This is a genomic window from Sandaracinus amylolyticus, assembly GCF_021631985.1.
In the GTDB taxonomy this organism is placed as follows: Bacteria; Myxococcota_A; Polyangia; order Polyangiales; family Sandaracinaceae; genus Sandaracinus; species Sandaracinus amylolyticus_A.
Genome location: NZ_CP070225.1, coordinates 10028272 through 10042692 on the forward strand (window position 1 = coordinate 10028272; position 14421 = coordinate 10042692).

Consider the following 14421-nt stretch of genomic DNA (forward strand, 5'->3'; position numbering starts at 1 on the left):
CAATGGCACCTGCTCGGCCCCGCGGCCACCGTCCTCTCCACACGCGAACGACGCGTGCTGGCTCGGAGGTGATGCGATGGTGAAGGTCGGTCTGTGGGTGCGGCTCGAGGCGGCGGCGGGGAAGGCGGCGGAGGTCGAGGCGTTCCTGAAGAGCGCACAGCCGCTCGCGGTCGAGGAGGCGGGCACCGCGGCGTGGTTCGCGGTGAAGCTCGGCCCCTCGACGTTCGCGATCTTCGACGTGTTCGCCGACGAGCGCGGCCGTGATGCGCACATCGGGGGCCGGATCGCCGACGCGCTGCGGGCGAAGGCGCCTCAGCTGCTCGCCGCTCCGCCGGTGATCGAGAAGCACGACGTGCTCGCGGCGAAGCTCGGCTGATACGGCCGGCGCCTGCCCGCGGGTCGCTCGCGGGCAGGCGCGTCCTGATACGGGGACATGAACGAACTGCAACTTCTGCGTTTCATCACGCTTCCATGACGGAAGGGATCCCGGTAGATTCCCCCCGCCCTCGGGCTGGCCACGGCCCGCGGTGCGCGTCCTACCTGCTCTGCGACCGAGAGGATCCCCCCCGCGATGGCCGGTGCCGCCCCTTCCGCGAAGCCCGCTCCGTTCCTCAAGCCGCTCGACCTCATCGATCGCGGCGTCCTGCTCGCCGAGAGCTCGCTATCGGTCGTGATCGTCCTCGTGATGATCACGCTCGGCGTCGCGAGCGCGCTAGGCAGCTTCTTCGGGATCCAGCACCCGATCCTGCGGGCCGCGGACGACGTGCTGATGCACGGCACCGTGTGGGCTGCGTTCCTCGGCGCGAGCTTCGCGACACGTGGCCGCAAGCACCTCGCGATCGACGCGCTCGGCCGACTTCTCCCCGATCGCGCGCGCCGCGTGGTCGTCGCGATTGCGAGCACGTTCGGCGCGGTGGTCGCGTTCGGGCTCGGGCGCGGCGTCTACGAGTCGCTCGTCGAGCAGGCCCACACGACCGACGAGCAGGTCCGCAGCTTCGCGGAGAGCGGCATCCTCGATGCCGCGGTCGACCGCAGCTACGAGTTCCAGTTCATGATCCCGGCGGGCTTCGCGCTCATCGCGATCCGCCTGCTGCTCCACGGCTTCCACGAGCTCCTCGCCGCGGCCAACGGCAAGGTGGCGCCGAGCCAGCCAGTGCCGCCCGCGCCCGCCGCGGACGAGAGCATCCCCCACGAAGAGCCCGACGGAACGCCGAGCGAGGCGGGCGATCCCCTTCGCGTGTCGCCGATCGCGCAGGCGGGCCCGATCGAGATCGGGATCGCGATCGCCGTCCTGCTCGTCCCGATCGTGCTCTCGCTCGGCTCGTCGACGTTCATGCCGATCCTTCTGGGCTCGCTCGCGTCGGCCGCGTCGCTCGCGATCCCGCTCGCGCTGCGCGTGCGCAAGACCGGCTCCGCGAAGGCGACCGCGCCGCTGCCCGAGGAGTTCGCGAAGCTCGACGGACCGGTGCCGCCGCTGGTCGCGGCGTCGGGCGTGCTCGCGACGCTCGCGCTCTCGTACGTCGGCATCCTCAACATCGAGAACGTGTCGATCCCCATGGGCGTCGCGTTCTTCGCGGTCGTCGCGCTGATGGGCGCGCCGCTCTTCACGTTCCTCGGTGGCCTCGCGCTCTTCCTCTGGCTGCACGGCTCGGACACCGTGCCGGTCTCGCCGCTCGCGAACGCCGTCGAGGACGTCCTCGGCAACCACTTCGCACGCATGACCGTGCTGCCGACCATCCCGATCTTCACGCTCGCGGGCTACCTGATGAGCGAGAGCAAGACGCCGCAGCGCCTCGTGCGCGTCGCGCGCGCGCTGCTCGGGTGGCTGCCCGGCGGTCTCGCGGTCGTCTGCGTCATCGCGTGCACCGGGTTCACGATCTTCAGCGGCGCGAGCGGCATCACGATCGTCGCGATCGGCGGCCTGCTCTTCCCCGCGCTGATCAAGGATCGTTACCCCGAGAAGTTCTCGCTCGGCCTCGTCACGAGCGGTGGTGCGCTCGGCATCACGTTCTTCCCGTGTCTGCCGCTGATCGTCTACGGCATCGTCGCGGGCCTGCAGGAGATGCCGCCGGGGGTCGAGCGGGTCGAGCTCGGCAAGCTGAGCGTCGCAGGCATCCTGCCGACGTTCCTGATCGTCGGCCTGATGATCCTCTACTCGATGTTCGTCGGCGTCGTGAAGAAGGTCGAGCGCTCGAGCTTCGACGCGAAGGAGGCGGGCGCGGCCCTCTGGGAGGCGAAGTGGGAGCTCGCGCTGCCGGTGGTCGTCGGCTTCGGCCTCGCGGCGGCGGGCCCGATGGGCGCGGCGTCGTTCACCGCGTTCTACGTCTTCGTGATCGAGGTGTTCGTCTATCGCGACCTCTCGATCGACAAGGACATCCCGCGGATCATCCCGGACTCGATGGTGCTCGTCGGCGCCATCTTCGTGAAGCTCTGCGCCGCGACGGTGCTGACGTTCTACTTCGTGCAGGCGCAGACCGCGGACGCGCTCTTCGAGGCGCTGACCTGCGGTGAGCCGGCGCGCGCGTACCTCGCCGAGCACAGCGACGTGATGTTCCAGTGCCGCGAGGCGGTCGACGCGCTCGCGCGTCAGGGACGCAGCGCGGGCGGTCTGATCGACTCGCCGCTCACGTTCCTGATCGCGCTGAACGTGTTCCTGCTGATCGTCGGCATGCTCATGGACATCTTCTCGGCGATCGTCGTGATCGTGCCGTTGATCATGGGCATCGCGATGCACTTCGGGATCAACCCGTACCACCTCGGCATCGTGTTCCTGATCAATCTCGAGATCGGCTACCTGATGCCGCCGATGGGCCTGAACCTGTTCATCGCGGGCTTCCGGTTCGGGCGTCCGGTGCCGGATCTCTATCCGGTCGTGCTGCCCTTCATCGGCGTGTTCGCGACGGCGCTGATGATCACGACGTACGTGCCCTCGCTCTCGCTCGCGCTGCTCGGCGAGCAGGCCGACATGCACCCGGCGACCCCCGAGCAGGTCGAGCCGACCGACGGCGGCGGCGGCACGACCGACGACGGCGCGGGTGAGCAGCCGGCGGGGGGCGGTGAGGACTGCGAGGTGCCGCGCGAGGGCGAGTCGTTCGAGGAGTTCGACGCGCGCTGCTCGGGCGCAGCCGCGGGCGGCGGTGGGGCCGCGCCGGCGGCCGATCAGGCGGACTGCGAGCTGCCGCGCGAGAACGAGTCGTTCGAGGAGTTCGAGGCGCGCTGCAGCGCGGGCGCTGCCGCGCCGGCGGAAGGCGCGCCGGCCGAGGGCGCAGCGGCGCCGGCGGAAGGCGCGACGCCGCCCGACTGCGATCTGCCGCGCCCCGAGGAGTCGTTCGAGGCGTTCCAGGCGCGCTGCGGCGCGATGTAGTCGCCCGACGATCGGATCACGAAGACCGCCGCATCGAGCCCAGCTCGGTGCGGCGGTCGCGCTTTCGGCTCATCCACCGGACCGATGACGCGAGAGCAGCGCCATTCGTCCCGTGAATGCACGTCACGGGCGCGGCCAGTTGGGGATGCAGCGGTAGAGCCCGGTGCCCATGCCGGCCTCGTTGCACATCGTGTCGTCCGGGCAGGCCGGCGCCGAGGGATTGCACGCATCGAGGCAGGTCCGGGCGCTCATCATCGGCGGCGGGAGGTTCTGGCAGGCCTCGCCGTCGAGGCAGGTCGCGGTGCCGGAGCACGGACGCGTGCAGACCTCGAGGAGGCACGCGAAGGGCGCGTCGCAGTCCGCGTTCGTCGCGCAGCTCGTGTACTGATCGTCACCCTCGGCGAGCGCGGTCTCGACGCACGCGTTCGCGGTGACGTCCCCCCAGCGACCGGCGAGGCACTGCACGCCGCCGACCGGGCAGTCCGTGTCGGTCGTGCAGCCCACGCGGCAGTGCGAGCCGCCGCAGTACCCGGGCGTGCCGCTCATCGACGACGGGCAGCGACCCGCGGTGCACGGTGGCGCGCAGTACCCCATCGTCCCCGGCCCGTTGCGCACGCAGAGATCGCCCGGCATGCACGAGCGCCCGTCGTCGCAGGCGCGGTAGTCGAAGCGCGGCGGGGGCGCATCGGGCGGCACGAACGCGTCGACCGGCGTCTGCGCGTCGGGCATCTGCGCGTCGGTCATCGGCATCTGCGCGTCCATGCCGGCGTCGTGCATCGGCGGCGGCATCGCCCGACACCAACGCTCTTCGCGCGGGTTGTCGGGGTAGCAGAACGGCACGTGCGACGGGCACTGACCGTCGCGATCACATCGGTAGTAGTGATCGCCGCGCAGCTCGGGCGAGCACGCCACCCAGAGCGCTGCGCTGGCGAACGCGAGATACCGCATCGAGCGCATCAGAAGCTCCCCTGCACCGCGATGGTTCCCGGGCCGACGCGCAGTGCGGTGCGGGCACCGGCCTGCGGGCGGCTCGTGTCGAGAGAGCCCCACACGATCCCGACCACCGCAGCTGCCGAGCCGATCCCGATCAACGCGATCCCGGTGCCCGTCAGCACCGGCGCGCGATCGTACGCGTCGCGCAGCGCGCTCCAGTCGTCGCCCATCGGCGCGTTCTCGACCACCGAGATGTCGTGCAGGCCGACGCCGAGCAGGATCGCGCCGGTCACGATCGCCGCACCGCCCGCGCCCGCGAGGATCCAGGGCGCAGGATCGCTCGCCTCTTCGCGCGGCTCGTAGGCCGGCGGCGGGGGGACCAGCGGCACGGACTCAGGCTCGGCGCGCGGCGGGGTCGGCTCTTCGCGCGGCGGCGGCGCGAGCGGGCTGGTGTCGATGTCGAGCGGCTCGTCCTCGCGGCCGCGCACCACGAGGCGAGCGTGCGCGCTGCGTCCTTCGGGCGCGCGGATCGTCACCTCGTGATCGCCCACGCCGACCAGCAGCTCGCCCTCCTGCTCCGGCCATCCGCCCTGCACCTCGACGCCGGTTCCGTCGAGGTACAGACGCGATCCCGCGGGCGCGATCGGCACCACGAAGCGCCCCACGAACGCGCGCGCGCGCAGCAGCAGATCGTTCACCTGCGTGCGCTGCTCGTCGGTGAGGGCGCGCCGCGTCTCCTCGAGCGACGCGCTCAGCGCGCGCACCGCCCCTGGATAGTCGCGCAGCTCGAAGCTCGACATGCCGATGCCGCGAAGCGTTCGCGCGTTCGGGTAGAGGTCGTGCGCGCCGCGGAAGAGCGCGCGCGCCTCGGCGAAGCGTCCCGCACCGAACTCCGCGACCGCGGCCTCGATGAGCGGCGCGTACGAGGTCGGCTCGGCAGGCTCCTCCTGCGCGTGCGCGACGTGCGACGAGAGAGCGATGGTCGTGAACAGCGCGGCGGCGACGCGGAGCGCGAGCGTCATGTCAGAATTCGTCCCTCGAGAGCGAGCCGGTGCGCCCCGACGTCGAGCGCGGCGCTGTCGGAGGCGGGGTCGCGACTGCCGGAGCCTCGGTGCGCGGGCGCGTCGCGCGGTGCCGCGTGGTGCGCGCGGGCGGCTCGGGCGCGGCGGGCTCGATCGCGGGCGGCTCGATCGCGACGGGCGCGATCGCGGGCTCGCCGGCATCGGGCGTGGTGCTCGCGACGCTCGGCTCCGGAGGCACGGGCGCGGGGGCGATCGGCTCGGGCGTGCGCGCGGCCGCGTTCGGTGCGCGCTCGGTGCTCGGCGTCGATCGCGTCATCGCGTGCAGCACGACCGCCGCGATCGGCACCACGATCGCGATCGCGAGCCCGATCATCATCGCGCGCGGCGTGCCCCGACCACGCTCGCGCGCCGGGAGATCGGGCACCGAGAGCGGCACCGACGCGTTGGCGTTCGCCGCGGGCGCGCGCATCGCCGCGCTGTCGAGCTGGATGTCCGCCGCGCCCTCGGGCGGTCGCGCCGAGTCGGGGCGGGCCGGCCGCGTCGGCGTCACGCTCGCGCGCGGAGCGAGCACCTTGGGCGCGGGCGTCGTCGGCTTGATGCCGATCTCGGCGGCGCTCGCCTTCGCGCCCGCGAGCTCGCCCGCGAACGACGCGATCGCGTCGCGCAGCGCGTCGACGCTCGCGATGCGCTGCTCGGGATCCTTCTCGAGCGCGCGATCGATCACGCGCGCCAGCTCGCGCGGCAGATCGGGCGCGATCACGTCCGCGGGCACCAGCGGGTCCATGACGATCGCGACCATCAGCGCGCCGTACGTCTCGGCGCGGAAGGGCACGCGACCCGTGACCATCTCGTAGAGGATCGCGCCGAGCGCCCACACGTCGGTGCGCGCGTCGACGTCGCGCGCGCCGCGCACCTGCTCGGGCGACATGTAGCTCGGCGTGCCCATCGTCGTGCCGGTCTGCGTGATCGAGGGCTGCGGCGCGTGGGCGTGCTCGTGCAGCTTCGAGATCCCGAAGTCGAGCACCTTCGTGGTGATCGCGCGCCCGTCCTCGTTCTGCACGACGAAGAGGTTCTCGGGCTTCAGATCGCGATGGACCACGCCCGCGCGATGCGCCGCCGCGACGCCCTCGAGCGCCGGCAGCAGCAGCGCGATCGCCTCGCTCGGCTCGAGGCGCTTCTCGCGATCGACGTACGCGCGCAGCGACGCGCCGCGCAGCAGCTCCATCACGAGGAACGCCGAGCCGTCGTTCACACCGACGTCGAGCACGCCGACGACGTTCGGATGGTCGATGCGCCCCATCGCGCGCGCCTCGCGCAGGAAGCGCTGCACCGACGCGGCGTCGGCATCGGGATCGGGGATCATCCACTTCAGCGCGACCGCGCGGCCGGTGAGCGTGTGCCGCGCGCGATAGACGGCGCCCATGCCGCCTCGACCGAGGATGCCTTCGATCTCGTACTTCTCGACGACCTCGCCGACGCGCGGGCTCCCGTCGGTCATTCGCCGCGATGATAGAGGAGCGGCGTGCCCGGCGCGATGCTCGTCGGGGGGTTGCGACGATCGGCCGAAATCGGGTATTTCCGCACGAATGCCATCGTGCGGCACATCCCGGTTGTCGGCCTGGATCGCGGTCGCGGTCCTCGCTGCGTGCTCGAACGAGCCTCCAGCGAGCACGAACGACGGAGGCCTCGACGACGCGGGTGACGCGCCGTTCGCCGCGTTCGGCGAGCCGTGCGAGCGCAACGGTCAGTGCCTCTCCGGCCTCTGCGTGGCGATCGAGGAGGACCGCGCGATCTGCACCGAGCGCTGCGAGTCCGCCGGGGAGTGCCCCGGCGCGTCGAACTGGGGCTGCGTGGCGCCGTCGAGCGAAGGTGCGCCGCGCGTGTGCGCGTGCGTGCCGGAGAGTCGCACCGAGCGCTGCGCTGACGGCGTCGACAACGACTGCGACGGAGCCGTCGACGACTGCGTCACCTGCGGCGACACCGAGTGCCCGCACGGCGCGTTCTGCGTCGACGACGCGTGTCAGTGCGCGGGCGCGGGCGAGGTGTGCGACGGCGCGTGCGCGGACCTCCTCGAGAGCGAGGATCACTGCGGCGCGTGCGGCGTGCGCTGCATGGCCGGCCAGGTGTGCGATGCCGGGACCTGCCGTTGTCCGGGCGGTGGCCTGCGCTGCGGGAACCGCTGCGTCGACGGCCAGAACGACGAGGCGAACTGCGGCGGCTGCGGGATCGTGTGCGACGCCGAGCAGGAGTGCGTCGCGGGCGCGTGCCGCTGCAGCGACGGACGCGGCGTGTGCGAGGGCGTCTGCACCGACCTCGAGAGCGACCCCGCGAATTGCGGCGACTGCGATCACGCCTGTGCGACCGGCCACGCGTGTATCGGCGGCGAGTGTCGCTGCCCCGACGGACGCAGCGAGTGCGGCGGCGCCTGCATCGACACCTCGCGCGATCGCAACAACTGCGGCGCGTGCGGGCGCACCTGCGGCGCGGCGCAGACCTGCGTCGACGGAGAGTGCTCGTGCTCGGGCGGGCTCACCGCGTGCGGCGGCGCGTGCGTCGATCTGAGCGCGAGCGCCGAGCACTGCGGCGCGTGCTTCCGCTTCTGCCCGGCGGAGATCGGCGGCAGCACCTGCGTCGCGGGCGACTGTCTGTGCACCGGAGGCGGCACCGCGTGCACCGGCGCGGGCGGAACGTTCTGCGTCGATCTCGAGAGCGACGAAGCGAGCTGCGGCACCTGCGGTCGGGTCTGTCCGACCGGCGCGATGTGCATCGCGGGCGAGTGCACCTGTCCGGGCGGCTACATCGCGTGCGGCGGCGCGTGCGTGCCGAGCGACCGCTTCAACTGCGGCACCTGCGGCAACGTCTGCGCGGCGAGCGCGACCTGCGACGGCACGCGCTGCAACTGCCCGGGCGCGAGCCCGACGGTGTGCGGCGGCGCGTGCACGAGCCTCCAGACCGACGCGCAGCACTGCGGTGCGTGCAACCGCGCGTGCCCGATCGGCGGCGCGTGCATCGACGGCAGCTGCTACTGCCCCGGCGGTCAGGCCGCGTGCGGATCGAGCTGCGTCGATCTCCAGACCAGCTCCCAGCACTGCGGCGCGTGCAACCGCGCGTGCCCGAGCAACGGGCTCTGCAGCGCCGGCGCGTGCGTCTGCCCCACCGGGCACATCGACTGCGGCGGCACCTGCGTCGACGTGCGCACCGACGCCGCGAACTGCGGCGGCTGCGGGGTGACCTGCGCGGCCGGCGCGAGCTGCACCGCGAGCGCGTGTCAGTGCCGCAACGCGGGCGAGGTCGCGTGCGGCGGCGTGTGCACCACGACGTCGACCGACGAGGCGAACTGCGGAAGCTGCGGCGTGACGTGCAGCGACGTGTGCTTCGCGTCGCGCTGCGAGCGTCCCGAGCAGGTCGATGCGGGCACCAGCCACGTGTGCGTGCGCATGAGCGGCGGCCTCGTCGTGTGCGCGGGCCGCAACGACACCGGGCAGCTGAGCGGCGCGTCGACGAGCTCGTTCGCGGGCGTGGTCGTGCCGCTCGTCGCGAACGCGGTGCACGTCTCGACCGGCAGCGGGCACAGCTGCGCGGTGCTCACCGACGGACGCGTCGCGTGCTGGGGCCGCAACTCCGAGCGACAGGTCGGCGAGACCGCGTCGACCACGGTGCGCACGCCGTTCGTCGTCACCGGCATCTCCGATGCGGTCGCGGTCGCAGCGGGCAACACGTTCACGTGCGCGGTGCGTCGCACCGGCGCGGTCTCGTGCTGGGGCGGCGCGATCCGCGGCTACTCGGGCGTGCCCGCGGACATCGTGGGGGTTTCGGGCGCGACCGCGGTGACCGCGGGCTCCGAGCACGCGTGCGCGATCCAGGCGCCGGGCGGCACCGTCGCGTGCTTCGGCCAGAACACGTACGGCCAGCTCGGCGACGGCACGATGACGACGCGCAACACCGGGGCCTCGGCGTCGGGGATCTCCGGCATCGTGCGCATCGACGCGGGCAGCGTCTCGACGTGCGCGGTGCGCGGCGACGGCACCGCGTTGTGCTGGGGCGCGAACTCCTCGGGCCAGCTCGGCCTGGGCACCGCGAGCACGTCGGTGCTGATGCCGACCGCGCTCCCCGCGGTGTCGACCGCGCGCGACATCACGATCGGCACGACCCACGGCTGCGTGCTCCTCGCCGACGGCACCGCGCGTTGTTACGGCGACGACAGCCAGGGCCAGCTCGGCAACGGCACCGCGGGCAGCACGCCGTGGCCCACGTCGAGCCCGGGCCTCTCCGGCATCGCGTCGATCACCGCCGGCGCGTACGCGACGTGGGCGATCACCGACTCGCTCTGGGTGTGGGGTCGCAACGACTGGGGGCAGCTCTTCCTCGCGTCGGGCACCGCGTATCCGTCGCCGACGCGCGCGGGGTGGCGGCCGTGAGGCGCGCTCTCTTCGCCCTGATCGTGATCCTCTCCGGCTGCTCGAGCGCCGAGGATCGTCTGCTCGTCGATCCCGAGGGTCGCCTCGAGTTCGACGCCGCGATGATCGGGTTCGACGCCGGCACGAGGCCGATCGAGGAGATCGACGCGCAGGTCGACGAGCTCGACGGGGGCGTGCCCGAGGATGCGCCCATCGTCCGGCGCGACGCGGCGGGCGACGCATCGACCGAGCCTCCGCTCACCGGTGGCTCGCCCGACGTCCCGCGCGATCACGTGGGCTCGACCGCGTGGAACGGGCTCACCGTGCTGCAGCACGCGATCAGCCAGATCTTCATCGAGGAGGTCTTCCTGATCGTGCGCAACGATCATCCGACGACCGCGTTCTGCAGCGTGCGCTTCACGCTCTCGCTGCGCGATGCGGGCGGCGGCGTGGTGCAGACCCATCAGGGCACGTTCACCTCGCAGCCGCGCCTGCTGCACTCGGCGGACACCGACTGCATCCCGCCCGGCGAGATCGGTCTCGGCTACGCGAACGGCTTCTCGTTCACCGATCTCTCGCGCGTCGCGCGCATCGCGTACTCGTTCGACGGATCGATCGCGACGGCGGGCGAGCTGAGCACGTTCGTCGTCGTCGCGGACGAGGGGCAGCGCATCGTCGACGAAGGGCTCGGTCTCACGGTGCAGGGCACGCTGCGCGTGCTGAGCGGCGGGCTGCGCGACCCGCGCGTCCAGGTCTTCCCGTTCACCACGGCGGGGTTCCCCTTCACGTCGCTCGGCGGCTCGCGCACCGGCACGTTCCTCGCGGGCTCGACCAGCTCGTACTCGAGCTCTTCGACGAGCCGGAATTTCGATCACTACCTCGTCGCGCACACGTATCGCTCCGCGAGCTCGCCGCTGGTCGTCGACTCGCCCGAGGCGCGCGCCGCGCTCGAGGCGCGCGCGGCGTTCGACGCGCTGACCGCCGAGATCCAAGCCCGACGCGCGCGCTGATCGATGCTTGTCGTCGCAATCGCCTCTCGCTACGCGCCGCGAACACGCGTATAAAGGCGCGCCGAACGAGAGGTGCACGTGACCTGGTTGGTGCGCTCCGCGATCATCGCGATGTACCCGCGGACCGATGCGCTCCCCGGCGCCGAGGACTGCGACATCGACGAGTTCCTTCGTCGCTTCCGGCGCGAGACCACGTTCTTGATGTGGCTCGGCATCGTGGCGGGCGCGTGGGTCTTCCACTGGACCCCGATCCTCACGGTGTTCGTGCCGCTGCCCGCGTTCCTCCTGCCCGCGGGGCTGCGCGACAAGCACGCGTATCGGATCACGACGACGAACCTCTATCTGATCCGCCAGGCGGTCTTCCTGCTCAAGCTCGCGGCCGGTCTCTGCTGGGGCGGGCACCCCGAGATCCGCAAGCGCTTCGCGCTGCCGGTGCAGCCCGCGGATCCCGGCACGTTCCGCACGAGCGGCGACGTGCCGCCGAGCGCGCTCGCGACGTCGCGCGAAGAGATGCAGAGGTCGGCATGAGCGGCGCGCGTCACATCGCGTTCGAAGAGCGCAGCAAGGGCACGATCGAGGTCGAGGTCGACTACGTCGTCGTGGGCTCGGGCGCGGGCGGTGCGTCGGCCGCGGTCACGCTCGCGCGCGGCGGCGCGGAGGTCGCGATCGTCGAGGCCGGGGCGTGGCGCGATCCCGAGCACTATCCGTACAGCGCGTACGGCTCGATGCGCGATCTGATGGACGACTGGGGCTCGACCGTCGCGGTGGGCCGCGCGTTCTGGCCGGTGGTGCAGGCGCGCACGATGGGCGGCACGACCGTCATCAACAGCGCGATCTGCGTGCGGACGCCCGACGACATCTTCGCGCAGTGGGAGAAGGAGCGCGGCATCGGCGGTCTCCGTGATCGCGTGCTCGCGCACCAGGAGCGCATCGAGCGCGAGCTCAGCGTCGAAGAGGTTCCGCCCGCCGCGCGCGGCCGCTCGAACCTCCTCGCGATGAAGGGCGCGGAGGGCCTCGGCTGGGACTCGCACTACATGCGCCGCTACGTGAAGGGCTGCGAGGGCACGGGGCAGTGCCTCCAGGGCTGTCGCAAGCTGCGCAAGCAGAGCACGAACCTCAACTACGTCCCCGAGACGATCGCGCGCGGCGGCACGGTGCTCTCGTGCGCGCCGGTCTCGCGCATCGTGCTCGAGGGCACGCGCGCGATCGGCGTGCGCGGGCACTTCGTGCATCCCATGACGCGCGCGAAGGGCGCGGCGTTCTTCGTGCGCGCCCGCAAGAGCGTGTTCGTCGCGGCGTCGGTCACGCACACGCCGGTGCTGCTCGCGCGCTCGGGCGTGAAGAACAAGATGGTCGGCGAGCAGTTCCGCGCGCACCCGGGCACGGGCGTGTTCGGCTGTTACGACGAGCCGGTCGACATGAACGTCGGTGCGACGCAGGGCTGGGCGTCGACGCAGTTCCGCAAGGACCCGGGGCTGAAGCTCGAGACGCTCGCGATCCCGCCCGAGCTCGTCGCGTCGCGTCTGACCGGCGCGGGCGTCGAGCTGATGAAGCGCCTCGTCGAGTACCGGCACATCGCGATGTGGTGCCACGCGGTGCGCGCGGAGTCGGTGGGCACGGTGCGTCCCGCGCCGTTCAGCGACAAGCCGATGGTGAAGTACGGGCTCGATCGCGCGGACATGGAGCGCTTCCGGCAGGGCATGATCCTGCTCGCGAAGCAGCACTTCGCGGCGGGCGCGAAGGCGATCATCCCGGGCATCCAGGGGATGCCGTACAAGCTGACGCCCGATCAGGTCGGACTGCTCGACGCCGCGCCGATCGATCCGAAGAAGTACATCGCGATCCTCAGCCACCTGTTCGGCGGCGCGATCATGGGGCGCGATCCGTCGAGCGCGGTGGTCGACGGCAGCGGGCGCGTGCACGGGTACCAGGGATTGATGGTCGCGGATGCGTCGGTGATCCCGAGCAACCTCGGGGTGAACCCGCAGCACACGATCATGGGGCTCGCGAGCGTGTTCGCGGAGGATGCGCTCGCGGCGTGACGGGCGGTCGCTACGGAATCCGTAGCGCTACGGATTCCGTAGCAGCGCGGCTCATCGCGCGCCGAACTTCCTCGCGAGCTCCGGGTACGTCGCGTACTTCGTCGCATCGTCCCAGCGCTCGCCGATCGGCTCCGGCGGGTCGACGCGGAGATCCGGCAGCTCTTCACCGGTCACCGCCTCGTACGCGAGGCCCGCGGCATACCGCATCGTCTCCTGCGAGAAGTCCACGCCACGCGCGGGCTGCCGGATCAACGTGCGCGGGTCGCGAATCGCGTCGTAGTAGGCCTCCCGCCCGAGCCCGATCAGGCCCGAGCGGAAGTCCATGAACCCGTCGTCGCTGCAGCCGCCCTCGATGACGTAGGCCGCCGCCCACAGCTCTCGTCGGTACGCGCGGGCGTGGAGGGTCTCGAAGATCTCCGCGAACGCCATGATCTCCGACGGCGGGAGCGCCTCCAGCTTCCGCTGCAGGACGGCCGGCTGCCACGTCGCCTCGTCACGGCTCGTCCGATCGCACTCCGCTTTCGCGCTCTCCACGAGAGCCCAGAACGTCTGCTCGTTCATCGCCGCGTTTCAGATGATGATCACCCCGCACGGGAACGACGCCGTCAGCGCCTCGCCCCCGCTCTGCAGTCGATCACACGCCGCGCCCAGCAGCTCGATCGTGTTCTCGTCGACCGCGCGCCAGTCGGTCCCGCACGTCAGCGGGTCGCCGCCGAGCCGCACCTCGCCGTCACACGCGCGATCGGGATCGATCTCGCCCTCGAGGGTCAGCTCGCAGCTCACCACGCTGCCGACGATCGTCTCGAGCGCCGCGCGCAGGCCCGCAGTGTCGGTCGCGACCCAGAACTCGGCGGGCGGAGTCGCATCGGGCGCGTTGCCGATGCCGGCATTCGCGATCTCCTGCAGGTGATCCTCGCCGACGTCCTCGCCGACGCTGATCACGAACGTTCGGATGTCGCGACCGTACGCCGCTTGCACCGCGGCGAGCGACTCCGCGCGTCCCCCGACCTCGTCGCTGCCATCCTCGCAGGTGTCGGGCTCACCGTCGGTCGCCAGCACGAACACCGTCGGCTGATCGGGCGCGTCGATCAGCGAGTCGAGCTGCGCGAGCACCGCCTGGATCGAGTCGCCGGTCGGCGTGTCGCCCGCCGGGTCGTGCATGCGGTACTCGGTCTCGATCGCGTCGTAGTTGTCGAGCGCGCTCGGCACCGAGATCAGATCGGGACACCCCGACGGAGTGCGCGACTGCGTGTACATCACGAACCCGAACCGCACCGACGACTGCAGCGGGAAGATCACGCCGTCGGGCGTGTCGAGCAGCGCGTCCTCGAGCGTGTCCCAGCGGCTGTCGGCTCCGAAGTCCTCGTTCATCGAGAGCGATCGATCGATGATGAGCAGCACGTTCGGCGTGCTGCGCGTCGCGTCGACGGTGACCGACGCGCAGGTGCGATCGACCCCCATCGCATCGGGGCGCTGCGCGTCGGTGACCGCGCCATCGAGACCGCCGCTCTCGACGCAGCGACCTTCGCTCGAGCACACGCGACCCGCGCCGCACGTCACGGTCGCCGAGCAGTCCGCCGTGCACTCGCCGTCGTGGCCGCAGTAGAGACCGGGGCTACAAGGCGAGCTCGCGCTGCACGGACGGCCGCAACC

The 14421-nt window shown here is 71.9% G+C and carries 11 protein-coding genes; 6 read left to right on the top strand and 5 right to left on the bottom strand.

Annotated features, from left to right (window positions below):
- The first annotated feature begins 76 nt into the window (after positions 1-76).
- Together I5071_RS42690 and I5071_RS42695 are read left to right on the top strand one after the other, a co-directional pair.
- Positions 77-376, top strand: a complete 300-nt coding sequence (locus I5071_RS42690; protein WP_236519155.1) for a putative quinol monooxygenase — start codon at positions 77-79, stop codon at positions 374-376.
- A 195-nt stretch (positions 377-571) separates the two neighbouring features.
- Positions 572-3364 carry a TRAP transporter large permease subunit gene (locus I5071_RS42695; RefSeq protein ID WP_236519156.1) on the top strand — a complete coding sequence of 931 codons (2793 nt, stop codon included), beginning with the start codon at positions 572-574 and terminating at the stop codon, positions 3362-3364.
- Between the two features lie 123 nt (positions 3365-3487).
- On the opposite strand, the gene I5071_RS42700 is transcribed toward I5071_RS42695, so the two are convergent.
- The 3 genes from I5071_RS42700 to I5071_RS42710 are packed head-to-tail and all read right to left on the bottom strand — an operon-like array spanning position 3488 to position 6817.
- A complete protein-coding gene (locus tag I5071_RS42700) occupies positions 3488-4321 on the bottom strand; it encodes a hypothetical protein (RefSeq protein WP_236519157.1) in 834 nt (277 codons plus the stop codon).
- Entirely contained in the window at positions 4321-5319 is a 999-nt protein-coding gene (locus tag I5071_RS42705; RefSeq protein WP_236519158.1) for a hypothetical protein, read from the bottom strand. Before I5071_RS42705 ends, I5071_RS42700 begins: the two co-directional genes overlap by 1 nt.
- A gap of 1 nt (position 5320) precedes the next feature.
- Positions 5321-6817, bottom strand: coding sequence for a serine/threonine-protein kinase (locus I5071_RS42710; RefSeq protein ID WP_236519159.1), 1497 nt, complete (start codon positions 6815-6817; stop codon positions 5321-5323).
- A 112-nt stretch (positions 6818-6929) separates the two neighbouring features.
- Between I5071_RS42710 and I5071_RS42715 the strand changes: the two genes are divergently transcribed.
- The 4 genes from I5071_RS42715 to I5071_RS42730 all read left to right on the top strand — a co-directional run bounded on the left by I5071_RS42715 (position 6930) and on the right by I5071_RS42730 (position 12768).
- Positions 6930-9737 (top strand): hypothetical protein, encoded by a 2808-nt coding sequence (locus I5071_RS42715; RefSeq protein WP_236519160.1) that lies wholly within the window; start codon positions 6930-6932, stop codon positions 9735-9737.
- Positions 9734-10726 (top strand): hypothetical protein, encoded by a 993-nt coding sequence (locus I5071_RS42720; protein ID WP_236519161.1) that lies wholly within the window; start codon positions 9734-9736, stop codon positions 10724-10726. The genes I5071_RS42715 and I5071_RS42720 overlap by 4 nt, the downstream gene beginning before the upstream one ends.
- A gap of 78 nt (positions 10727-10804) precedes the next feature.
- Positions 10805-11254, top strand: a complete 450-nt coding sequence (locus tag I5071_RS42725) for a hypothetical protein (protein WP_236519162.1) — start codon at positions 10805-10807, stop codon at positions 11252-11254.
- Positions 11251-12768, top strand: coding sequence for a GMC family oxidoreductase N-terminal domain-containing protein (locus tag I5071_RS42730; protein ID WP_236519163.1), 1518 nt, complete (start codon positions 11251-11253; stop codon positions 12766-12768). Before I5071_RS42725 ends, I5071_RS42730 begins: the two co-directional genes overlap by 4 nt.
- Before the next feature lie 51 nt (positions 12769-12819).
- Here I5071_RS42730 and I5071_RS42735 read toward each other — a convergent pair whose 3' ends face one another.
- Complete coding sequence (locus I5071_RS42735; protein ID WP_236519164.1) at positions 12820-13329, bottom strand: DUF4240 domain-containing protein; 510 nt, start codon at positions 13327-13329, stop codon at positions 12820-12822.
- 9 nt (positions 13330-13338) lie between these two features.
- Complete coding sequence (locus tag I5071_RS42740; protein WP_236519165.1) at positions 13339-14328, bottom strand: vWA domain-containing protein; 990 nt, start codon at positions 14326-14328, stop codon at positions 13339-13341.
- Between the last annotated feature and the right edge of the window lie 93 nt (positions 14329-14421).

What these genes read in the sequence shown, in the direction of transcription:
- I5071_RS42690 (WP_236519155.1), top strand. Translation starts at nt 77, where the DNA reads ATGGTGAAGGTCGGTCTGTGGGTGCGGCTCGAGGCGGCGGCGGGGAAG.
- I5071_RS42695 (WP_236519156.1), top strand. Translation starts at nt 572, where the DNA reads ATGGCCGGTGCCGCCCCTTCCGCGAAGCCCGCTCCGTTCCTCAAGCCG.
- I5071_RS42700 (WP_236519157.1), bottom strand. Translation starts at nt 4,321, where the DNA reads ATGCGCTCGATGCGGTATCTCGCGTTCGCCAGCGCAGCGCTCTGGGTG.
- I5071_RS42705 (WP_236519158.1), bottom strand. Translation starts at nt 5,319, where the DNA reads ATGACGCTCGCGCTCCGCGTCGCCGCCGCGCTGTTCACGACCATCGCT.
- I5071_RS42710 (WP_236519159.1), bottom strand. Translation starts at nt 6,817, where the DNA reads ATGACCGACGGGAGCCCGCGCGTCGGCGAGGTCGTCGAGAAGTACGAG.
- I5071_RS42730 (WP_236519163.1), top strand. Translation starts at nt 11,251, where the DNA reads ATGAGCGGCGCGCGTCACATCGCGTTCGAAGAGCGCAGCAAGGGCACG.
- I5071_RS42735 (WP_236519164.1), bottom strand. Translation starts at nt 13,329, where the DNA reads ATGAACGAGCAGACGTTCTGGGCTCTCGTGGAGAGCGCGAAAGCGGAG.